The organism is Acidaminobacterium chupaoyuni, assembly GCF_047936785.1.
Lineage (GTDB): Bacteria > Bacillota > Clostridia > Oscillospirales > Butyricicoccaceae > Acidaminobacterium > Acidaminobacterium chupaoyuni.
In genome coordinates, this window is sequence record NZ_CP176394.1 from 22,662 (window position 1) to 45,176 (window position 22,515).

Annotated in this window: 17 protein-coding genes and 1 tRNA gene; 12 read left to right on the top strand and 6 right to left on the bottom strand. The window is 54.3% G+C overall.

Annotated elements, in window-relative coordinates; genetic code table 11:
• Window positions 1-4: 4 nt before the first annotated feature.
• The gene (locus ACJA3I_RS00090) at window positions 5-1,261 is read right to left on the bottom strand and encodes a sensor histidine kinase (RefSeq protein ID WP_458862738.1); all 1,257 of its coding nucleotides are present in this window, start codon (window positions 1,259-1,261) and stop codon (window positions 5-7) included.
• Complete coding sequence (locus ACJA3I_RS00095) at window positions 1,261-1,992, bottom strand: LytR/AlgR family response regulator transcription factor (RefSeq protein ID WP_458862739.1); 732 nt, start codon at window positions 1,990-1,992, stop codon at window positions 1,261-1,263. Before ACJA3I_RS00095 ends, ACJA3I_RS00090 begins: the two co-directional genes overlap by 1 nt.
• A gap of 733 nt (window positions 1,993-2,725) precedes the next feature.
• Between ACJA3I_RS00095 and ACJA3I_RS00100 the strand changes: the two genes are divergently transcribed.
• The 9 genes from ACJA3I_RS00100 (at window position 2,726) to ACJA3I_RS00140 (ending at window position 15,588) form a co-directional block, all read left to right on the top strand.
• On the top strand, window positions 2,726-4,003 hold the full coding sequence (locus ACJA3I_RS00100) for a sensor histidine kinase (protein WP_458862740.1): 1,278 nt from the start codon (window positions 2,726-2,728) through the stop codon (window positions 4,001-4,003).
• Window positions 4,000-4,800, top strand: a complete 801-nt coding sequence (locus ACJA3I_RS00105) for a response regulator (protein ID WP_458862741.1) — start codon at window positions 4,000-4,002, stop codon at window positions 4,798-4,800. The genes ACJA3I_RS00100 and ACJA3I_RS00105 overlap by 4 nt, the downstream gene beginning before the upstream one ends.
• A gap of 31 nt (window positions 4,801-4,831) precedes the next feature.
• Window positions 4,832-5,059 (top strand): NADPH-dependent FMN reductase family protein, encoded by a 228-nt coding sequence (locus ACJA3I_RS00110; protein ID WP_458862742.1) that lies wholly within the window; start codon window positions 4,832-4,834, stop codon window positions 5,057-5,059.
• Between the two features lie 449 nt (window positions 5,060-5,508).
• Complete coding sequence (locus ACJA3I_RS00115) at window positions 5,509-5,736, top strand: hypothetical protein (protein WP_458862743.1); 228 nt, start codon at window positions 5,509-5,511, stop codon at window positions 5,734-5,736.
• Window positions 5,733-11,396 carry an S-layer homology domain-containing protein gene (locus ACJA3I_RS00120; RefSeq protein WP_458862744.1) on the top strand — a complete coding sequence of 1,888 codons (5,664 nt, stop codon included), beginning with the start codon at window positions 5,733-5,735 and terminating at the stop codon, window positions 11,394-11,396. Before ACJA3I_RS00115 ends, ACJA3I_RS00120 begins: the two co-directional genes overlap by 4 nt.
• A gap of 1,011 nt (window positions 11,397-12,407) precedes the next feature.
• Window positions 12,408-13,226, top strand: coding sequence for a methionine ABC transporter ATP-binding protein (locus ACJA3I_RS00125; RefSeq protein ID WP_458862745.1), 819 nt, complete (start codon window positions 12,408-12,410; stop codon window positions 13,224-13,226).
• Window positions 13,227-13,910: a methionine ABC transporter permease gene (locus ACJA3I_RS00130; protein ID WP_458862746.1), complete on the top strand. Its 684-nt coding sequence runs from the start codon at window positions 13,227-13,229 to the stop codon at window positions 13,908-13,910.
• 17 nt (window positions 13,911-13,927) lie between these two features.
• On the top strand, window positions 13,928-14,809 hold the full coding sequence (locus ACJA3I_RS00135) for a MetQ/NlpA family ABC transporter substrate-binding protein (RefSeq protein WP_458862747.1): 882 nt from the start codon (window positions 13,928-13,930) through the stop codon (window positions 14,807-14,809).
• Window positions 14,809-15,588, top strand: a complete 780-nt coding sequence (locus tag ACJA3I_RS00140; protein ID WP_458862748.1) for a DUF169 domain-containing protein — start codon at window positions 14,809-14,811, stop codon at window positions 15,586-15,588. Before ACJA3I_RS00135 ends, ACJA3I_RS00140 begins: the two co-directional genes overlap by 1 nt.
• A gap of 133 nt (window positions 15,589-15,721) precedes the next feature.
• Here ACJA3I_RS00140 and ACJA3I_RS00145 read toward each other — a convergent pair whose 3' ends face one another.
• From ACJA3I_RS00145 to ACJA3I_RS00155, 3 genes are all read right to left on the bottom strand, one after another.
• Window positions 15,722-16,432, bottom strand: a complete 711-nt coding sequence (locus tag ACJA3I_RS00145) for a PepSY domain-containing protein (protein ID WP_458862749.1) — start codon at window positions 16,430-16,432, stop codon at window positions 15,722-15,724.
• Between the two features lie 81 nt (window positions 16,433-16,513).
• Complete coding sequence (locus ACJA3I_RS00150; RefSeq protein WP_458862750.1) at window positions 16,514-17,890, bottom strand: sensor histidine kinase; 1,377 nt, start codon at window positions 17,888-17,890, stop codon at window positions 16,514-16,516.
• A gap of 4 nt (window positions 17,891-17,894) precedes the next feature.
• Window positions 17,895-18,569, bottom strand: coding sequence for a response regulator (locus ACJA3I_RS00155; protein ID WP_458862751.1), 675 nt, complete (start codon window positions 18,567-18,569; stop codon window positions 17,895-17,897).
• A gap of 49 nt (window positions 18,570-18,618) precedes the next feature.
• On the opposite strand from ACJA3I_RS00155, the gene ACJA3I_RS00160 reads away from it, so the two are divergent.
• The 3 genes from ACJA3I_RS00160 to ACJA3I_RS00170 all read left to right on the top strand — a co-directional run bounded on the left by ACJA3I_RS00160 (window position 18,619) and on the right by ACJA3I_RS00170 (window position 19,859).
• Entirely contained in the window at window positions 18,619-18,747 is a 129-nt protein-coding gene (locus tag ACJA3I_RS00160; RefSeq protein WP_458862752.1) for a hypothetical protein, read from the top strand.
• Window positions 18,748-18,979: 232 nt separating this feature from the next.
• Window positions 18,980-19,066, top strand: a tRNA-Leu gene (locus ACJA3I_RS00165).
• 271 nt (window positions 19,067-19,337) lie between these two features.
• Window positions 19,338-19,859 (top strand): transposase, encoded by a 522-nt coding sequence (locus ACJA3I_RS00170; protein WP_458862753.1) that lies wholly within the window; start codon window positions 19,338-19,340, stop codon window positions 19,857-19,859.
• A gap of 204 nt (window positions 19,860-20,063) precedes the next feature.
• Here ACJA3I_RS00170 and ACJA3I_RS00175 read toward each other — a convergent pair whose 3' ends face one another.
• The gene (locus ACJA3I_RS00175; protein WP_458862754.1) at window positions 20,064-22,502 is read right to left on the bottom strand and encodes an ATP-dependent Clp protease ATP-binding subunit; all 2,439 of its coding nucleotides are present in this window, start codon (window positions 22,500-22,502) and stop codon (window positions 20,064-20,066) included.
• Window positions 22,503-22,515 lie beyond the last annotated feature (13 nt).

The following is a 22,515-nucleotide window of genomic DNA, read 5'->3' on the forward strand; positions in this document are numbered from 1 at the left end:
TGCCTCAAACCATGAGGCGAACGATAAATTCCCCGCCGCTTGTTTCATAAACAAGTTCGCCGCCGCAGCGCTTTACAAATTCCGCCACGCTCTGGGTTCCCCGGCCGTGGCCTTCTTTGCGTGAAACAGGCAGGCCGCTGTCGTCCAGTTCCGCCTCGCCGTCATAAGGGTTCCGCAGCTCCATAACCAGCTGCCCCGTATAAACGGCGGTGAATCGCAGCGCCCGCCGCGGGGCCGGAAGCGGCGTGACGGCATTGACGGCGTTTTCCATCAGGTTCGATGCCGCCATGGCAAGTGACAACTCATCCACATCAAGTTTTTCGGGGATATCCAGCCGGATATCACAGCAGATGCCCCGCTGTGCCGCCATTTCTGCATAATAAGAAACCGCGGCGTTCACCGGCACATTCTGACAGTAGCTTTGCGGTTTCTGCGGCAAAGCTTCGCTTTGGCGGCGGATGAGCGAAGCCGCCTGTTCCGTTTCGCCCTGCGCCAAAAGCGCGAGCAGTGTGTTGCCCAAATGGCGGCGGTCATGCTGCACAATGCTCATCTGGCGCACCGATTCCTCCATCAGCGCCAGCCTCTGGCGGGTCAGTTCGCGTTCCGACTGCATTTTCAGGTTTTCTTCCCTCAGCGCCGCTTCCTTCGCGTTTTCGCGCAGAGAATGGAAGACCGCATAATAAACCAGCGCCGAAAGCGCCGTCAGCAATAAAAGCGGAACGCACTGCCTCTGCAATGTTTTTTCCACATCGTCGCTGGCCAGAAAATACCAGCCAAAATTCACCGCGATGCCCGCGGCCACAACAAGATAGATGTCCCACCGTTCCGCCGCCTGCCGATAAAGCGGGCGCAGCTGTGAGCGGAACAGCCAGATCATGGCGCCGAACAGTGCGGCGCGCAAAACCGTGTTGGCATAATAGGGGTATGGGAAAAGATCAGCAAGATAATAGGTGATGATGGTGATAGCGCCGGAAACATTGATGGTGGTCAGGCAGTTAAACAGCCACGGCATGGCTTTTTCGCGAAACAGCGGCTTTGCCGCGATGCCCGCCAGCAGAAAAAACGCGATATCGGCCTTGGCCAGCATCGTGTAATCATTGCGGCTGTAAAACCAGAGATTCGCCCCGAAATCGGCCAGCACGATGGCCGCCAGCACAAGGCGTTCCACCTTTGGTTTGCATTTGGAACGCCCCAGGGTGAACAGCAGCGTCACCAGAAAGGCATTGGTCACAAGCGAACGCAGAACATCATAAAATTCCATCAGTTGCCCGCCCCCACCCGATATTGCATATAGGCGTCGCGAACGGCGGCATATGATTTGCCCGAAACCGGCACAAAAGCGCCGCCGCGCATGGTGAAGCCCGTTTTATCCAGCCTGCATACATGGCACATATTCACGGCAAAGGCGGCGTGAGGCTGAAGAAAGCGCCGGTCGCGCAGGAGCGGCGCGATATGTTCAAAAAAGCTTTCCCGCAAAGAAAGCGTTTCCACCCGCCGGCCGTCTGCCAGCGTATAGACCACACTGTGGCGGATATATTCGCAGCAGATGATCTCATCGGCGGAAAGGGTGCGCAGACAGTCTTTTGTTCGGATGGTCACAGCGGTCTCGGCGCCGCGCTCAGCCTTCTTCATCGCCAGCTCCAATGCCGAAAACAGCGCATCCTTTTGAATGGGCTTGAGCAGGTAATGCAGCGGGTTCACCGCATAGGCATCCAGTGCAAAACCCGGTTCCGTTGTGATATAGATGATCTGCGCATCAACGCTTCGGCGGCGGATCTCGCGCCCCAGTTCAAGCCCGCTGAGCATGGGCATGACGATATCCAGCAGATAAATGTGATAGTTTTCCGTTTCACAGGCCTTCATCAGCAGATCCGGGTGAGAAAACCCTCTGATTTCTCCGGCAGCGCCGTGTGAAGAAAGATATTCCTCTGCCAGCGCCGTGATCTTTTGAAGCTCTGTTTCGCTGTCGTCGCATACCGCGATGCGTACCATGCCGCCGCCCCCATTTTTTTGTCGTCTATGGTGCGATTATATCGAAAATGGCAGTTTTATGCAATCACGAAGTTTATTTCTTTGTTTTCATTGCTGAGTGCCCCTGCGTGGGAACTTTCGCTTTGTAAAAGCCCTCATGCTCGGCAAAATCATCCGGAAACAAAGCATTCCTGTGACAATTTTCCGCCTGAGGTTCTCCGTCCCCCGGCCTTGGCCGCAGATTTTCCGGCAGAAGCAAAAACTGCCCGCGGGGTTTGTGACAGATTCCGTTGACGCAGGCGAGAAATCCGGAAGCAAAACGATCTGGCGCACGGCGATCATTTTTTAACGATTTAACTTTTTTCTTTTAAACCCGAAATAAAAAAGATCGGTATCTAAAGGGGAATCGGCGCGCCATGTTTTCAGTGAAACGACTTGCCTTGGCAGAAAGAAAGAAATATAATAAATTTAAAAGCCCGCATCTGCCAGGCAGGAGATGGATTCTCTGCTGATTGAAGGGTTGATCTCGTTTCACAAGGAACTCTGCCACACACAGAATTACCTTTCACCGGAGATGCAGCGCTTCCATGGCGGTTGGCGGTGGAATATGATATTCAGGCGGATGATGTTCAGATCCCGCCCCTGGCGCTGCATTACGCCGTGCGCATTTCTACGGCATCGGCTTCGATCCCATGGCATCCGCCACAGACGGGGATCGCAGCCATGAAAGAATATTTAATCGGAGGAAAACGGAATGGCTGCTGCAAATCTTGGAGTGGAACTTTTTTCTTTGGCAATTATGCTGCTGCTCATTCTGTGCAACCGCTGGGATAAGAACTGGGCAAGACCGCAAAGCCGCACGATGAATGTGCTGCTGTGGGCGAATTGTGTGCTGATCGGCAGCTTTATCGGGGCGTGGCTTTTGGATGGCCGGGCGAGATATCTGCCTCTGATTTTGCTGCTGACCTGCGTAAAGTGCGGGTTTGCCTTTGTGTTGGCGGGATTTTACACGAAATATATTGTTCAGACTGTGCCGATCCAAAGGATCATTCCCCGGAGAATGGTTCGCATCATTTACGGCCTGTGCTGCGCTGCGCTGGTGCTGAACATCGTATCCGTTTTCAACGGGATGTATTTCGCCTGCCCCGGCGGGGTGTATCAGCGCGGGCCGCTGCTGTGGCTGAACCAGATCCTGGCAGTGGTGATTCTTATCGGGGATGTGGCGCTGGTCGTTCGGTGCCGAAAGGCATTGACCCATCATGAGAAAGTTTCTTTGATTTCCTATGCGATTCTGCCCGGGGCGGCGGCGCTGCTCCAGCTGGCGATCCCGCCGGAAATCGATGCCATCTGCATCGGCACGACCATGGCCCTGCTGGTGATCTATGCCTCGGTGCATGTGGGGCGCGGGCAGAAGCTGGCAGAGCGGGAGACAGAGCTGCTGGAATCCCGAACCACCGTAATGCTCAGCCAGATTCAGCCCCATTTCCTTTATAATTCACTGGCGTCCATTCAGGATATGTGCCACGGCAAAGCGCCTGAGGCCGAGCAATCTCTGGTGGAATTTGCAGAGTTCCTCCGCGGAAATCTGGATTCTCTCACCCGCAGAGAGCCGATCCCTTTTGAAAGGGAACTGGCACATACCCGCAATTATCTGGCGCTGGAATGTTACCGGTTCGGCGGGCGGCTGCGCACGGAATTTGATCTGCAGGTCACCGCCTTCTGCGTTCCCGCGCTGACCCTTCAGCCGATCGTTGAAAATGCGGTGCGGCATGGCGTTACGGAACGGGAGGAGGGCGGCGTTGTGCGCATCGCCTCGGCGGAAACGGCGGATGCCTATGTCGTCACCGTAACAGACGACGGTGTGGGCTTTGACCCGACGAAAGAGCTTGCGGATGGCCGCAGTCACATCGGCATTGCCAATGTGCGCGGCCGGCTGGAAGCCATGTGCGGCGGCGCACTGACCGTTCAAAGTATCCCGGGCAGGGGAACCGTGACCACAATTAAAATACCGAAGGAGAGGCAGCAGAAATGATGACAATTTTAGCTGTGGACGACGAAAGCGCCGCACTGAGCATTTTAGACCGCGCCATTTTAGAGACGCTGCCTGATGCCAAGCTCCAGAGCTTTTCCCTCGCATCTGAAGCCTTGTGCGAGGTCGAGGTTCATGGCGCCCGGCCCGATGTGGCGTTTCTTGATATCAAGATGCCCGGCGTCGGCGGGCTGGAAATGGCGAAGCGCATCAAAGAGGCAAGCCCCCGCACAAATATCGTTTTTGTGACGGCTTATACAGACTATGCGCTGGATGCACTGGCTCTTCATCCCAGCGGTTATCTGATGAAGCCGGCTACGGCGGAAAAAGTGAAGATCGAGCTTGAGAATCTGCGTTATCCCGTGAAGCGTAAGCCGACAAGCAGGATTCGCATTCAGTGTTTCGGAAATTTCGAAATTTTTGCGGATGGAAGGCCTGTAAACTTCACCTATTATAAATCCAAGGAACTGCTGGCCTATCTGGTAGACCGCCGGGGCGCGGCATGCAACACCGCCGAGCTCTGCTCTGTGCTGTGGGAAGACAAGCCGGATTCCGCCGAGATGCGCAAATATCTGCGCAAGCTCCTTTCTGATCTTTCCCATTCTCTCTCGGCGGTGAGCGCGGAAGATATCTTTGCAAAAAGCCGGAACCAGTTTGCTATTGTGCCGGAAAAGGTGGACTGTGATTATTACGGGATGCTGGCGCAGGATCTTGCCGCCATCAACACCTATACCGGGGAATATATGACGCAGTACAGCTGGGCCGAAATGACGCTCGGCTCTATTGAATGGTCGCGCTAAAAATCGAATTTTCAAAAAGGAATATGAAAGCATGAAACTATTATACATAAATTCCTGCGCGCGCCGGGAATCACGAACCAATCAGATCGCCAAAGCATTGATCTCCAAAATCGCAAAACAGACGGATGTGGAAGAAGTTGCGCTTGCTTCGGCACAGCTGCAGCCCCTGAGCGAGGAACGATTAAATCAGCGCACAGGTCGCGGCGATCCTCGCCAGATTCTGCAAAAACATAGTCAAATAAGCAGAGTTTCATTTTAGACGCTCTCCTGATTCTGATGCTGAAGATGTGATAAGATCGGGATTTGACCATACTAATTTCAGGCTCCCGCCAACGAGAACATGGTCAGGCCCCAGGAGATGAAACGCAGCATGAGCGGTCACAAAAATCCGTATGGGTTCACCGCTCAATCCGTCAAATCAAATTTATCTTGTGTAAAACAGTAAGTTCCGGCTACTACGATGCAGCGCCGATAACCAACGAGGATATCTCGTGGTTATCGGCGCTGCTTTTTTGCTTTTTTGCTTTCCTCTGTGACTTTCGCCATAGCTTTGGTGGTTTCCACCGCTTGGCCTGTTTTGGTGCCCCGCCTGCCCGCATAAAACAACAATAAGCGCAAAAACAGGCATTTTAAGCGCAACTTCGTCGTTTTCATTTGTTTTATGCTATGGTGATGCCATGAAAATCAAAATGGAAGGGAGCGATTTTTATGGATGGACTCGCAAGGCGGCGGGAAGATCGAAAGCTTAACGCGCCCAACGCCGGCGGGAATGTCTGGCCTGGCCAAAGCTGCCCCGCCTTTTCGGCCCGGGGCGGTGCGGCAGAACAGACCTGCTGGTATTGCGCCTATGCCGATTTTCACCTGGATCAGCCGCGGGCTTTAGAGGTGGGCATCTGTGAATGGCCAAGAAAAATCAAGAAAGAGGGAGAAAAATGAAAAAGAGATTCTTAAGTATGATTCTGACCCTGTGCATGATTCTGACCCTGCTGCCCGCCACGGCGCAGGCGGCGGCCACGACCACAGGAAATTTGATCGCAAACCCCGGTGGGGAAACGGTCTCAGGCATTGATACGCGTCTGAATCAAAACGGTTGGACGGAACAAATCTCGCCAGAGCGCGGGTATTCCTATACGGAGTTTACTGAAAGCGGAGCGAACACAAGCGGCATTATCCTTGCGCCCCACAGCGGCACCCATTTTATGGGTTTTTACAATCCATCGCTCGGCAGCCCAAGCGGGCTCATTTCTTCCACATGCTATCAGGAAATCGATATCACCGGGATTGCAGACTACCAGACGGGCACCTATTCTTTCACCGGTTGGTTCACGCTTTTTGAAGCAGGAGCTGGGAATAGCGGAACGGCCACGGTAACCGTCTCGCAGCTCGATGCGAACGGCAGCGTCATCAGCGGCACGACCCAAACGAAAGAAACGAATGCCGCTGCTTCCAGCGATCCATGGGATTCTTTCACGCTTAGCGGCAGCGTGAACACTTCGGCGAAAAAGTTTCGTGTGGTCATCGCGGGCAATCTGCCCGACGCGGGCCTTGCCGCCTTCGACGACCTTTCTCTGACGCTGACCACCACGCCCACCAATTACAATGTATGGGTCGGCAAAACGCAGGTCACCAGCAGCAACGCAGGGGGCATCACCGGCGATGGCATTACCGGTAAAGTCACCTATGATGCGGCCACCAACACGATTACACTGAATAACGCAAGCATTTCAACCATTTCCACAAATAACAATAATTCCTTCAGCAACACCGGCGCGATCTATTCCGCAATGGGAACCAAACTCAAAATCAAGCTGGTGGGCACAAACACCATTGATCTCCGCGGCGTCGGTTCGCTTCCACGCCCGCGCTGCATTCTGGCCTGGGAATCCGATTTGGAAATCACCGGTGGGGCAACCGACAGCCTGACGGTCACCGGCGCACCGACGAACCAGTTTTCGCATGGGCTTAGCGGAAACGCGGTGACCATTTCCGGCTGCACCGTTTCCGCCACTGGCGGGGCATCAACAGGAACTTCCAACAACTCATGCTACGGTATTGGTTCCGGCAGTCTTTTGACGATCAGCAATGCCACGGTGACGGCAACAGGCGGCGCAACACCCGGCAGCTCCTTTGGGCTTTTCGGCACCGGCGGCATCGCCATCACCAATTCCACGGTGACGGCAACAGGCGGGGCAACATCCGGCAACTCCTTTGGGCTTTCCAGCACCGGCAGCATCGCCATCACCAATTCCGAGGTGACGGCCATCGGCGGCACACGGGCCATAAGCACAGCGCCGACGCTGGATCACGCCTATATCTCCGCGGCCAGCACGGATCCAAGCGGAACACCCGCGACGGAATATAGCTCGGGCAGTCTTTCCACCTATAAATATATCAAAACCACGGCGGGCATCCGAACCCCCGCAGCGGCAGAATATGCGGCGGACGCAGCAGAAGGCACAGACTATGCGACGGGCGACAACACCCTCACCATCAAAACCGCCAGAGGCGCGGCGTTCTTCTCGGCAAACAGCGCAGCCTATCTCGGTTACACCGTTCTTCTGGCTGGCGACATCGATATCGGCAGCTTCTCCTGGATGCCGGTGGGAAACAGCAGCGCCTTTACCGGCACCTTTGACGGGCAAGGTCATGCCCTCAGCAACATGACGGTGACGGCTTTGAACGGCAATTACGCCGGCGTATTCGGGAATGTCGGCAAAGGCGGCACGGTGAAAAATCTCACCGTCTCCGGCAGCGTCAATGCCAGCAGCATCGGCGAATGCTATGCGGGCGGCATTACGGGCTGCAATTTTGGGCTGATCGACCATTGCGCCAGCAGCGCCACAATTACGCTGAACACCACGGGCTCTTCCTCAAAGAGCCGTGCCGGCGGCATTGTGGGCAGCAACTATACCGGCGTCATTAAAAACTGTTCCAACACAGGCGCGATCACCGCAACAAGCGAATACGGCGCGAACGCCGGGGGCATTCTCGGCGGCTCCAGCGGCGGCAGCGTTGCAAACTGCTTCAGTGCAGGCGCGGTCTCTGCCAGCGGCGGGTCAAACGAAAATAACGCCGGCGGCATCGTGGGCAATGCATATAACGATGCAACACTCTCCAACTGCTATAACGCCGGCGCGGTTTCCGCAAGCGGAACAGCGGCAAGGGAGGGCGGCATCAGCGGCTGCGACGGCATCATGAACCACTGCTATTTCAAAAACGATGAAGCAGTGATCGGCAATAACTACCCGAATTATTCTTATACTGCCACGGCCTGCGGCACTTTTGCCGATCACGGCGGCGCACTGACGGCGGGAACCGCAGGCAACTGCGGAACTGCCCAAACGCTCGCCCACGGCAATACCCTTCTCACCGCCCTCAACGACTGGGTAAGCGCGCAGAAAAGCACAGATTACAACACATGGAATGCCGACAGCACCCCTCCCGCAAACGGCGGCTACCCTGTATTGGGCGCGGCGTTCCGCATCACGCCCACCATCACGATCACCGCAGCCGGCAAGACCTATGACGGCAGCGCCATCACCGCGCCCACCGTCAGCGGCAACGACGGCAGCGGCGCCGTGAGCTGGTCATACAGCAGCGCAGCCGGCGGCACCTATACTTCCGGCCTGCCTTCCTCTGCCGGAACATGGTATGTCAAGGCCGGCGTCGCGGCAAACGGCGCTTATGCCGCCGCCGAATCTGCGGCGGTCGAAGTGACCATAGCAAAAGCCGATCAAACCGCCCCGGCGGCAGGCGCGGGCTATACCCTCGATTATGCGGCAGAAACCATCACAGCCGCAGAGGGTTATGAACTCAGCGCCGCCGATACTTTTGCCTCTCTTCTTTCCTCAGGCGCATCCGTCACCCCCGGCAGCACCTGCTATGCGCGTCTCAAGGCGGATGACAACCACCATGCGGGCGCCGCAACAAAAATCACTGTTCCCGCCCGGCCCGCCATCGGCGTCACGCTCACGGTGGACACGGCAACCGAAAAAGTCACCGTTCCGGCGGGCTGCAGCTATCAAATCGGCAGCGGCAGCGCCGTCAGCGTTTCCGCGGACACGGCGGTCACCCTTGCCCCCGGCGCAGCGCTGACCTATTGGAAAACCGCCACGGCCAGCGCGTTCAAGAGCCTCGCATCTTCTGTCACCGCCCCCGCGCGGCTTGACAAAATCAGTTCCGCAGCTTTGATTGTGAACAGCAAGACCGAAAAGCTTTCCACCACGGCGGCCATGCAATATAAAATCGGCAGCGGCGAATGGGCAAACTGCTCATCCGACATGGCGCTCACCGCCTTCGGCTGGGACGGCAGCGCCGATGTGACGGTAAACATCCGTCTGGCAGCCACCGGTGAAAAATATGCCAGCGAAAGTATTTCCGTCACCATCCCCGCCCGCGATGCCGCCCCCGCCGCAGGAAAAACGGATGAAACAATTTTCGGCAAGCATGACGGCACGCTCACCGGCATGAGCGACGCAATGGAATATAAATTTTCCACGGCATCCGGCTGGACAGCCGTCACCGGCGCAACGGTTACCGGTTTGGAGCCGGGCGTCTACAGCGTTCGCATGAAGGCCACAGAAACCAAGCTCTGTTCTTCTGTTCAAACTCTGACCGTTGCCCCGGGCCAAAAACTGGCCCTGACCTTCGATGCCAAGGGTGGAACGCCAGCAAGCAAAATTGAAAATATCGAATGGCAGCAAACCGTCACGCTGCCCGTGACCACCCGCACCGGCTATACCTTCGGCGGCTGGTTCACCGCAGCGGATGGCGCGGGAACCCAGCTTACCGCTTCCACGAAAATTGAAGCCAACACCGCCTGTTACGCCAAATGGACGGCCAACACCTATACCGTGACCTTCCATGCCAACGGCGATGGGACCACCGGCGCAATGAGCCCGCAGACCCATACCTATGACGCGCCGCTGGCGCTTTCCGAAAACGCTTTTATCCGCGCGGAATATCGTTTTTCAGGCTGGAACACCCGGGCAGACGGAGGCGGCAATTCTCATGCCGCGGGGCAGATCACCCAAAACCTGCTTTCCGCGCAGGGCGCAAACCTTGATCTTTACGCCCAGTGGACAGAAGCTTCCCGCTATACCATCAGCGGCATCGTGACAAGCGGCTCCCCCGTTTCCGGCGCGGCCGTGACGCTGAAACAGGGAGAAACGATCATCGCTTCCACCGTTACCGGCGGCGATGGCGGCTTTATTTTTGCCAACCTGCTGCCCGGCACCTATAATCTGGTGGTTACAAACGCCGAAAAAACCGTCACCGCGCTCTGCACCGTTGAAAAAGCAGATCTCCGGCAGGATGTGGCGCTTCCCACAGCAGCCGCCAGCAGCAGCACGCTGACGATTGGAAAAGACGGCGGCATTCAGGATCTTCCTGAAATCGTGGTGGGCGGGCTGGACGAACTGGCCGTTCAGCAAAACGACAATATTTCCATGACCGTCACACAGAAGGCGGAAGATCGGGCCAATACCGAACAAACGGCCATCAAAGCCGATGCCGGCGGCCAAAGCATCGGGGTCTTTCTGAATATAACGCTGCAAAAAGGCAGCGATCCCCTGCCCGATGCGGGAAGCGTCTTGGCGATCGTTGTTCCTTATGATTTTTCGGGCAAAACCAATGTAAAGGTCTGGCGTTATCACAGCGGCCGTGTTGAAAATTTCAAAGCGCTCGAAAACCGCCCCGCGGCCCCCTATGACGATTTGACCTTTTTTGCGGATACGCACAGCGGCCTGCTCTATATCTATGCGAGCAAATTTTCCACCTACGCCGTCAGCTATACAACGCTTTCTTCGGGCGAAAGCGACGCTTACCCCGTGAATATCGACAGGGCCAAGATCCAAAACGGCGTTGTGACGGCATCGCCTGTCAGCGCCTCCATGGGAAAAACAGTCACCGTCACCGCCAAACCCGACGCAGGCTGCAAGCTTGACAAACTGACCGTGACCGATAACCGAGGCAGCGCGATCGCCGTGAAAGATCTGGGAAACGGCGTCTATTCCTTCATCATGCCCGGCAGCAAAGTGAATGTTTCCGCCGTTTTTGAGAAGCCCCAAAGCCCCTTTACCGATGTAGCCGCCGACGCCTATTACCATGACGCCGTTCTCTGGGCGGCAGAAAAAGGCATCGCGCAGGGAAAGAGCGGCACGCTTTTCGATCCAAACGGCATCTGCACCCGGGCACAGGCCGTCGCTTTCCTGTGGCGCGCCATGGGCAGCCCCGAGCCGACAGTCAAAGTCGGCCCCTTTGCCGATGTGTCCACCGATGCTTACTATTCTAAAGCCGTTCTGTGGGCCGTTGAAAAAGGCATCACTCTCGGCACTTCCGCAACAACTTTCTCGCCGGATGCCGCCGTCACTCGCGCCCATACCGCCGCCTTTCTGTGGCGCGCGGCGGGCAAAACCACCACCGAAGCCGCAAACCCTTTCACTGATGTGAAAACCGGCGATTATTATTTCAGCGCCGTGCTGTGGGCCGTGAAAAACGGCATTACCACCGGCACCTCCGACCATGCGTTCAGCCCCGATCAGGGCTGCTCGCGCGCGCAGATCGCCGCTTTCCTGTGGCGCTGGCTCAGCAAATAAACTTTTTAAAGAAACAAGCGGCATGCAAGGCTTTTCGCTTTGCATGCCGCTTGTTATATTTTGTGATCGCAAAAACGCAGGCCCCTCCAGCTGAGGCCCGATTTCCGCCATCAGGCTGTTATAAATGCGGTTTTGCTCACAAACGGCGGCTTCTTCCGATTTCCGCCTGAGTTCCTGCGAAAGAAGGAAGCTTTCCTGCTCCAGTTCCGCCGCGCCTTTGCGCAGCCGGGCGATCACCGAGCGAAGCTGCGATACATCCCGCTGCCAGAAGAAATAGCCGTTTTCGATCTTATAAGCCTGCAGTTCCTGCCCGCTGTTGATGGTAACGCTTTTGTGCCGGATCAGTGCTGAAAACTGTTCGGGCCGCAATGAGCGCCAGCACCCACCGTGCTTCCGAATGCCTGCTCTCCATGCCGCCACCCCCTTTTCCCCAGTATAGCACGCCTGCCGCCGCTTTTCCCTACCCGTTCGGGTAGTCTTTCTCCGTTTTGTCTTTTGTTTTTTATCGCACGGCGCCACCCGATTGGCTGGGCGCTTCTTCCGCCCTCTTGATAAAAAGAGAAAAAAAAAATAAAAAACCGCATGATCGGCGCGGCGCTTTTTCAGCGCTTCAATCAAAACCACAATCAATCATTCCCCCTGTGCCCAAGGCGCCGAATTTCGCTCTGTGTGCAAAATCCCGGTTTTTCCGGCCATTCCGCAGGGTTGTTTATCTATTTTTTTGCACGCTTATTATATTTTTAAATAAGTGTTAAGTTTGCTATACCGTTTTCAAATATCGGCCTTGCTTTTCTTGCTTTTGCGGCATTTTATTAGTATCATTAAAAGGCATGAAATTCAGCTATATTTTATCTTTTTTGGCAAAAATCGAATTATTATGCTGCTTTTTATTCAATTTTTTCAAGAAATTGTATTTCAATTTCTATTTGATGGAATATATAGTTCATTCTTTGAACTATCAGGTAATATTTATGTTGTTCCGCTTTATTTTTCAGAGATGGAGGTTCCGTTTTGATCCAATTGACGAATGTTTATAAATCTTTTGAGGATTTCCCTGTTTTCAACGATATCAGCCTGACGATTCGTGATAATGAAATACTGGGTCTGGTGGGGCCCAGCGGTGTGGGCAAATCCACCCTGCTCAACTGCCTCATCGGCCTGGAAAAGCCGCAATCCGGCAGTATCACCATCGACGCAGTTCGGCTGGAAACGCTGAAAGAACCCGAGCTGCGCCAGTTTCGCAAAAATATGGGCATGATCTTTCAAAATTTCTCTTTGATCGGCAGAAAAGATGCGTTTTCAAACATTGCGCTGCCCATGGAATGCTGGGGTTATTCCAAAGCGCAAATCAAAAAGCGTGTGGAAGAGCTGGCCGAGCTGACCGGCATCCGCGATAAGCTGCACAGCCGCCCTTCGGAACTGAGCGGCGGTCAAAAACAGCGCGTGGCCATTGCCCGGGCTTTGGCGATGAACCCGAAATATCTGTTATGCGATGAATGCACCTCTGCCCTCGATCCCAAATCCACCGCGGCCATTTTAGATCTTTTAAAAGAGCTGCGCTCGGTTTTTGATATCACCATCATCGTGGTCACCCATGAAATGGCCGTGGTGCAGAACATCTGTGAGCGCATGGCCATTCTCGAAAACGGCCGCATCTCGCTTTTGGGGGATGTACAGGAAATTTTCCGTGAAAAACCCGAACAGCTCAAAGCGCTCATCGGCGAAGATGACCGCCAGATCTCCGTTACCATGGATGTGGATGATTTTGCTAAATGGAAAGAACGACTGGATCAAAGCGGAACAAGCTATCGCATTTCGGGGGGTGTTTAAATGCCGCAGCTCGATCAACTGTTGAAAAATTCAAACCTGATGCGCTATCTGCCAACGGTCATTCTGCCCGCTGTTGCCGATACGCTGAAAATGCTGTTGATATCGGCCCTGCTTTCCATCTTTTTCGGCTTGATGCTGGGCATTATCCTTGTGCTGACCTCCGAACGCGGGCTTTCGCCCCATCCCGTCATCCATGGCATTCTGGGGAAGATCACCGATATCGTCCGCTCGTTCCCGATGATGATCCTGATCGTTGCCATCGCGCCGATCACCCGCCTTTTCATCGGCACCACCATTGGCGTGCCGGCCGCCATTTTCGCCATCACTCTGGGCAGCACACCCTTTGCCACAAGAATGACCGAAAATTCGCTGAACACCGTTGACCCGCAACTTGTCAAAATGGCGCGGGCGCTGGGCGCTTCCAAGCTTCAGATCATTTTCAAAGTCATGCTGGTGGAAGCGCTTCCCACGCTGATTTCAAATTTCACCATTATGATGATCAACATGCTCAACACCTCTGCCATGGCGGGGGCCGTGGGCGCGGGCGGCCTTGGCGCGGTGGCGCTGGCCTATGGCTATCAGCGCTTTGATTATGCCGTCATGTATTTCATCGTCATCCTTTTGATATTCCTTGTTCTGCTGATCCAGGGCATCGGCAACAAGTTATATAAATCAACACGATAAATCTGGAGGTAACACAAATGAAAAAGAAAATTTTAAGCATGCTGCTGGCCGCCGCGATGCTCGGTTCTCTGCTTGCCGGCTGCGCAAACAGCACCGCCGAAACAAAGAAAACCGATTCCGGCAAAACATCATCCACCGCTCAGACATCCTCTGATAAAAAAGAAACCAAGACCATCAAGATCGCGGGCACCGCGGTGTCGCAGGTCTTCTATGAAGCCTTCAAAGAAAAATATGAAAAAATGGGCTATCAAACCGAATTCGTTCTGTTCGATTCCAACCCTGTTTGCCTGGAAGCCTGCGCCAGCGGCCAAACCGATGTATCGCTGGGCCAGCAGAAGAAATTCGCTTTGAGCTATAACCAAAGCAAAGGCGCCAATCTGGATATGGTCAAGCCCTATGGCATGTTCACCGGCATCGGCCTTTATTCCGAAAAATATAAGAATGTTTCCGATATCCCCGACGGTGCCCAGATCGCGGTGATGAACGACGCCACCAACGAAGATGTTGCGCTGCGCATTCTTGCCGATGCGGGCCTCATCAAGATCGCCGATGACGCCAAGCTCGCCACCGTGGCGGATATCTCCGAAAACCCCAAGAACCTCAAGATCGTTGAAATGGAACAGGCGCAGACCGTGACCGCCCTGAAGGATATGGCCGCCGCATGCTGCTGGTTCACACATATGTCTGCCGCGAGCAAAGATCCTTCCACCTATCTCGTGCGCGACAAAGTCATGGTCAATTATCCCATGGGCGTGATCGTCAACGGCGATGACGCCACCGCCGATTGGGCCGTTGATATGGCCAAATGCCTGCGCGACCCCGCTGTGCAGAAAAAGATCTCTGAAACCTACCCCAATGTGTTTGAATTCTACACCAGCGACGATCAGGTCAAAGAATAATGAACAGCGAGTGGGCCGATTCTGTCGAGAAGCTCTATTGCGCTTTAGAGCTGAAGCGCCGCGCCGTGGCGGTGAAGCTGCTGCGCACCGAAGAAGAATATGAAAGCGCCGATGCCATTGCCCTGCAAAAGCCGATCAACTATTGCCAGATGGTGGCGGCCGCCACAAACGGCAACCGCATCAAAGCCAAATCGGAAAGTTTCAAATGCCGCAGCGGCGCCCGTGTTTTGGGCATCGATCCTTCAGACCCCAAAAACGGCCATGGTGAAAACTGGGCGCGGCTCAAATTATATGAAAACGCCGAATTATCCAGAAATATCCGCGAAGAGCTGGTTTATCTGAAAGAACCGGCTTTCGGCGTTTTGCTTTCCCCCATCGAACAGGCCACCGAAACCCCCGATGTGGTTCTGATCGCCGCCAACCCTTATAACGCCATGCGCATCACACAGGGCTATGCTTATCATTACGGCATGCCGAAATCCGTCAACATGATCGGCAATCAGGCTGTCTGTTTGGAATGCACCGCCCGCCCCCATGCACTGCAGGATATGAATATTTCCCTTTTATGCATCGGCACAAGGCACCGCGCCGGCTGGGCCGATGATGAAATGGCCGTGGGCATCCCCGCCGCTCAGTTTGCCAAGGTAGTGGATGGGCTGATGAACACGCTCAACCAGATGGAAAACGACCACAATAAAGCCGTCATCGAAAAAAAACTGAAGGCGAAAAACATCGTCTTTCCCATCCGCTACGGCTATAATTACTATACCGAATGCTGATTTTTTAACGCGCGTTTCTTCTTCGCGCCGTTTTCCGTTGATACGCGCCTCAAGGCAAAGCCCCCGCAGCGAAACGCTGCGGGGGCTTTGCTTTTAGGTGAAATTTTGATTTGTTTGTATCGCGCTGTTTTTCTTAATCGCGCTGGTCGATTTCCTGCTCGAGAATGTTTCCGTTAAGGGCATCGATGGTATATTCATATTCTTTTTCATCGGAATAAAACTCGATCTCATATTCCGCACGGCCATCCTCGTTTTCCAGCTTGGCTTTTTCAAAGCCCACCTGCGAGGCAGCAAGGCCCGCGTGTTTCAGCGCGATCTCTTTGGCCCGGCTTTCGCCGATATTGCTTTGCACTGCGGGCTGAGCCGTCTGCCCGTTCTGACTGTCATGGGTCGCGGCGCCTGTCACGGCATCCGTTTCCCGTTCCAGCGGCTCCGCTTTGCTGCTGCAGACTGTGCCCGCGGCGGCATCGATCTCATATTCATATTCCGTATCCGCCGTATAAAATTCCACATCATAAACAAAGGTTCCCTCTTCTTTTTCGAGCTCTGTTTTAGAGAAAGTCACCTTTTCTGCGGCAAGGCCCGCGTGTTTCAGCGCGATCTCCTTGGCCCGGTTTTCGCCGATATTGCTTTGCACCGCGGCGGGAACGGCCGTTTTGCCCGATTCGCCGCCTTGTTTTGCCCGTGTGGTGGCCGATGTAACGGCATCCGCCTTATTGTTCGGGCCCGGGCGGGCCGCCGAAGCAACCCCCGCGGCCCCGATGGCCGTGACCAGCGAAGCGGCGCAAAGCGCGGCAGCAACGATCTTCTTTCTTTTCGAGAAATAGTTTTTCATCTTTTCCATAAAATACTCCTTTTCATCATTGGGTTGGTGTTGATCTTTGCGTTGAGTATAACCGCGCCAGATTAAAGGAACATTAGTGCCTTATGCTTTTTTGAATGTTACGAAAAAATTGCTGCCCTCCCCCGCTTTGCTTTCCAGCGAAACGGCGGCGCCGTGAAGCCGCGCGATCTCCTGCACCATGGAAAGCCCCAGCCCCGTTCCGCCGCCGCGGGCATCATTCACCTGATAAAACCGCTGAAAAATGCGCGCCTGGTTCTCTTTTGCAATGCCGATGCCGTCATCCGCCACCGATAAGACCGCCTCATCGTTTTGGCTGTGAATTGAAACAGTGATATGCCCGTTTTCTCTGCCATAACGATAGGCGTTGCCGATCAGATTGCCCAGCAGCCGCCCCAGCAGCGGGGCGCTGCCCCAAACGAAAATCCCCGGTTCGATGGCGGCGGTGAGCGTGATCTCTTTTTCCCGCAGAAGCGCCATATCCTCTGAAACCGATTGCGCCAAAGCGGAAAAATCGAGTTTTTTCATTTCAATGCTGTCGGCTTTGCGCTCCAGCCGCGTAAAAGTCAGCATATCGTCGATCAGCCGCGCCATTTTGGCGCCCTGCCGCCGGATCACCCGCAGCGCGCCGGCATATTCTTCGCCGCTGCGCTCTTCTTCCAGCGTATATTCGCATTGCGCCAGAATCACCGACATAGGGGTGCGCAGCTCGTGAGAAGCATCCGAAGCGAACTGTTTTTCCGTTTCAAAGGCGTCGTCGAGCCGGTCGATCATTTCATTGAAAGATGCGGCAAGGCAATGCAGTTCATCTTTGCCTTCCCCGATATCGATGCGTTTTTTCAAATCGCTGCCCCGAGTGATATGCGCTGCGGTATCGGCGATCTGCTTCACCGGCCTGAGCATTCTGCCCGCCAGCAGATATCCGCCCGCAATGGCCACCAGCAAAAGCAGCGGCATGGCCACCATCGAAAGCCGGATGGTGGAAGACAGCTGCGCTGTTTCCGGCTGGGCGGAAATAATCCCCCTGATCCACAGCCCCTGCCCGCCGTCATAGGTCAATTTTTGGTCAAATACATACCACCGGGTGCCGCCGATGGTCTTTTTCTGCACCTTGTTTTCAGAAAACGGCAGCGAGACCTGCACAGGCTCTTCCCCGTAAAGCAGCGTTCCGTCTTCGCCATAAATCAGGCTCGTGACCCCGTTGACAGAAGCTTTGTAATCGTCATCGATCTTTAAAGCCCCGCCGCCATAGGGCAGATATCGCTCTTCGTCGTCTTCTTCATCGTCATGCTGTGTCAGTTCCACTTCCGCCGCGTTGTCGCCGACGGCCTTTTTCAGGTTTTCTTCAATGGAATGCAGCATGCTCGAGCTGCCTGCCGATAAGACCACGGCATAAGTCATGGCCACAATGGCGATCAGCAGCACAGAAAACCACAGGGTGATCTTCAAACGGATCGTCATGCGGCTACACCTCTTCCCGCAGGGTGTAGCCGCTGCCCCTTATCGTATGGATCAGCTTTTTCTCATATCCGTCATCCAGTTTTTTGCGGAGGTAGCGGATGTAAACATCCACAATGTTTGTTCCGCCCTCGTAATCAAAGTTCCAGATGTGGTTTTCGATCTTTTCGCGCGAAAGCACAATGCCGCGGTTGCGCATCAGATATTCCAAAAGCGCATATTCCTTAGCCGAAAGAAGGATCTCCGCGCCGCAGCGGGTGACGCGGTGGGCGGCGCAATCCATCGTGAGATCGGCCACCGTTAAAATATTATCCGCCATGCTGAACTGGGTGCGGGTGATGGCCCGCAAACGCGCCAGCAGTTCTTCAAAAGAAAACGGCTTCACCAGATAATCGTTGGCGCCGCTATCCAGCCCCTTCACTTTATCGGATATGGCGTCGCGTGCCGTCAAAAACAGCACAGGGGTCATTTTTCCCGCCTGCCGCAAAGCCCGCAGCACTTCAAACCCATCCGCGCAGGGCATCATGATATCTAAAATCGCCGCGTCATATTCGGCCGCCTCCAGTGCATCCATGGCTTCGCGGCCGTCAAAGCAGGCATCCACACTGTAACCGTCGGAAACAAGCTTTTGCATGATGATCCTGTTCAGATCCCGTTCGTCTTCCGCAAGCAATATCCTCATCGTTCTCTCCTCGCTGTTTTATGTTTGATCGTCAGAATACACCCTCAAGATGAAAAGAAGATTAGCCCCACGCATCAAAACAGATTTCCTGCTGTTATTTTACCACGGCGGCGAAAAGACTTCCACCCCGCGTCGTCCGGCAAAAAAGGCCAAATGCGACCGGCAGACCGCCTGCTGACGCTGCGAAACTTTTTTGCCGTTTCCGATCTTTTGCTGTATGTTTTGATGGGCTTTGCGCCGCCCCTGCGCTGAACATGTTTTTCCCTTTTTCTCTCTTTTTCGTGATGCTGCGGCGGCTCCCCGCAAATCAAATTTTTCCTTCGTTTTTCTCCCTGTTTTTCGCCAAAATAACCTATTCTCCTTTCTTGACGGCAAGTTTTGGTTGTGCTATACTAATTTAGCTACAGAATGCCGCTGTGGCGGAATAGGCAGACGCAAGGGACTTAAAATCCCTCGGTGGAAACATCGTACCGGTTCGACCCCGGTCAGCGGCACCATATACAAAAAGACGCCTTTGGGGCGTCTTTTTTGTTTATAGGGAATTCTGTCGCAGGCGAACATCGGCACAGGGAAAGGTCAAATAAAGAAAAAATGAATCACTCGCGGAACGCGTGTAAAAGATGGACTACCCGACTCTCCTCATCTCCGCCGGAAAAGTCATCTATGATGATTTCTTTTCTGTTTGTTTATGATAAAATCAAGTAAAGATTATTTATATAATGCGCTGAACACAAAATATGAAATTATCAAGGTACAGAAGGTGATTTAATGGATAATTTCCCGGTTAGAAAGCACCCACGACTAAAAGAATATAATTATAGCAGACAGGGATATTATTTTATTACTATAAACGCTTGCGATAATAAACCGATTTTATCCAGCGTAGGGCGGGGGCTTGCTCCCGCCGACACTGAAATTGCGCTGACACCTATTGGGAAGGTGGCCGAAAATCAACTGTTTGCCCTCGAAACCCGATATGATTATGCAAAAATCGATAAATATGTTATAATGCCAACGCATATTCACGCAATCATTATTTTGACTCAAGAAACGGCGGGAGCAAGCCCCCGCCCTACACTGTGCGATATAATATGTGCATATAAATCTTTGGTAACGAGGATATGCAATAAAAACGATAATAAACAAGGACGAAGAATATTTCAAAGTTCGTTTTATGAGAAAATAATCCGTAACGAAAGTGGATATTTAGAGGTTTGCAAATATATCGCAGAAAATCCTTTGAAAGTGAACGAAACAGATAAGAAGTATTCAAAACACACCCAAAAATAATGACATCATATATTACCGCTGAACTCATCCCCGTGGATGCAAACATCCATGGGGATTTTTTAATTGATCGAACCTCCCCGGCCGGCAAAGCCCCCTGTGGGTACCCGGCTTTTCTTTTGCCCGCAGATATGATACACATTTTCCCATTTTATATAAAAAAGCGCCGGCAGGCTTTCGTCTGCCGGCGCTTTGCCGTGTTTTTGCTTATTCTTCTTTTTTGGTCAGGGTGATCTGGCCGTCTGTTTCAGAAAGCAGCACAGTGTCACCCTCTTTGATCTCGCCGTCGAGCATCTTGGTGGCGGCCAGGTCTTCCACCTGAGCCTGGATGGCGCGGCGCAGAGGTCTTGCGCCATAAACCGGGTCGAAGCCCGCCTTGGCCAGATGATCCAGCGCCTTTTCATCATATTTCAAGTGAATATTCATGGCCTCCAGCCGTTTTTCCACCTGCTGCATCATTTTGCCCGCGATGCGGCCGATCTCTTCGCGGGTCAGCTGGCTGAACACGATGATATCGTCGATGCGGTTGAGGAATTCGGGGCGGAAAGCCTTTTTCAGCGCTTCCAGCACTTCCTTCTTCAAATCTTTCTGGGATGCTTTTTCTTCGCTGTCGCCCGCGCCGAAGCCCAGGCTGCGGTGGTTTTCCGTCAGGCGTGAAGCGCCCACATTCGAAGTCATGATGATGATGGTGTTTTTAAAATCCACCTTGCGGCCGTGGGAATCGGTGATATGGCCGTCTTCCAGCACCTGCAGCAGGATGTTGAACACATCGGGATGTGCTTTTTCGATTTCATCGAACAGCAGCACACAATAGGGTTTGCGGCGGATCTGCTCGGTGAGCTGGCCCTGCTCATCATAACCCACATAACCCGGAGGCGAGCCTACCAGTTTGGAAACGCTGTGCTTTTCCATATATTCGCTCATATCCACACGGATCATGGCCTGTTCATCGCCAAACACAGCTTCGGCCAGCGCCTTGGCCAGTTCGGTTTTGCCCACGCCCGTGGGGCCCAGGAAAATGAAGCTGCCGATGGGGCGTTTGGGGTCTTTCAGGCCCACTCTGCCGCGGCGGATGGCTTTTGCCACCGCTGTCACGGCCTCTTCCTGCCCAATGACGCGCTGATGCAGCGTTTCTTCCAAACCGGCCAGGCGTTTGGCTTCGCTTTCGGTAAGCCTTGCCACCGGCACGCCGGTCATCTGGGCCACCACCTCGGCGATCTCTTCTTCGCCGATCTGGCCGTCAACACGGCTGCGGCTTTCTTTCCAGTTCTTTTTCTTTTCTTCCACCTCGTCGGTGAGTTTTTTCTCCTGATCGCGCAGCGTTGCGGCCCGCTCGAAATCCTGCGTGCGCACAGCTTCTTCTTTTTCTTTGCCCACGCGGTCGATCTCGTCTTCCAGCGCTTTCAGATCGGGCGGCGCCGTCATATTTTTCATTCTTGCGCGGGATGCCGCTTCATCCACCAGGTCAATGGCCTTATCGGGCAGATGACGGTCGGTGATATAGCGGGCCGACATGGTCACGGCCGCACGGATGGCTTCATCGGTGATCTTGATTTTATGGTGCGCTTCATATTTGTCGCGCAGACCCATCAAAATGCGGATGGCATCTTCTTCGGAAGGCTCGTTGACCATCACCGGCTGGAATCTGCGTTCCAGCGCCGCGTCTTTTTCGATATGCTTGCGATATTCTTCAATGGTGGTGGCGCCGATCACCTGAAGCTCGCCGCGGGAAAGGGCGGGTTTCAAAATGTTGGCCGCGTCAACGGCGCCTTCGGCAGCGCCCGCGCCGATGAGCATATGCATTTCATCGATGAACAAGATCACATCTTTTGCTTTGATGACCTCATCGATGGCCGCTTTGATGCGCTCTTCGAATTCGCCGCGATATTTCGTGCCGGCCACCATGCCGGTCAGATCCAGTGTGATCAGGCGTTTGCCCGCGATGGTTTCGGGCACATCGCCCGCAACGATCTTCTGGGCCAGCCCTTCGGCGATGGCGGTTTTGCCAACACCCGGTTCGCCGATGAGCGCGGGGTTGTTTTTCTGTCTGCGCGAAAGGATCTGGATCACGCGCTCGATTTCCTGATCGCGCCCGATGATCGGGTCCAGCTTGCCTTCCCGCGCTTTCTGGGTCAGATCCACGCCATATTGGCTGATGGTTTTCAAATCGCCCTTTTTGCCGCCGGCCGGGCCGCGGGCCGCCTGGGCTTCTTCCCCGCCGCCGCTTTGCGAAAGCGCGCGATAGATGCCGCGGGTATCTGCGCCCATGCTCTGCAAGATGCGCAGCGCGTAATTATCGCCTTCGCGGATGAGCGCCATCAGCATATGTTCTGTGCCGATATAGCCGCTGCCGTGGTTCACGGCTTCCGCCGCCGCGATCTCCATGATCTCTTTGGTGTGGGGCGTCATGCCCATGGGCTGTGCCCCCGGCGCGCCCTGGCCCACCGCCGAAATCACCGCGGCTTTCAGGGTCTCATCGCTCAGGCCGCTTTCCTGCAAAACGCGGGAAGCAATGCCGCTTTCTTCCCGCAGAAGCCCCATCAAAAGATGTTCCGAGCCCACATAATTGTGGCCCAGCTCGCTGGCCGCTTCATAAGCCAGTTTCAGCGCGTTCTGCGCTTTTTCAGTCCATCTGTTATCTGCCATATCTCATCAATCC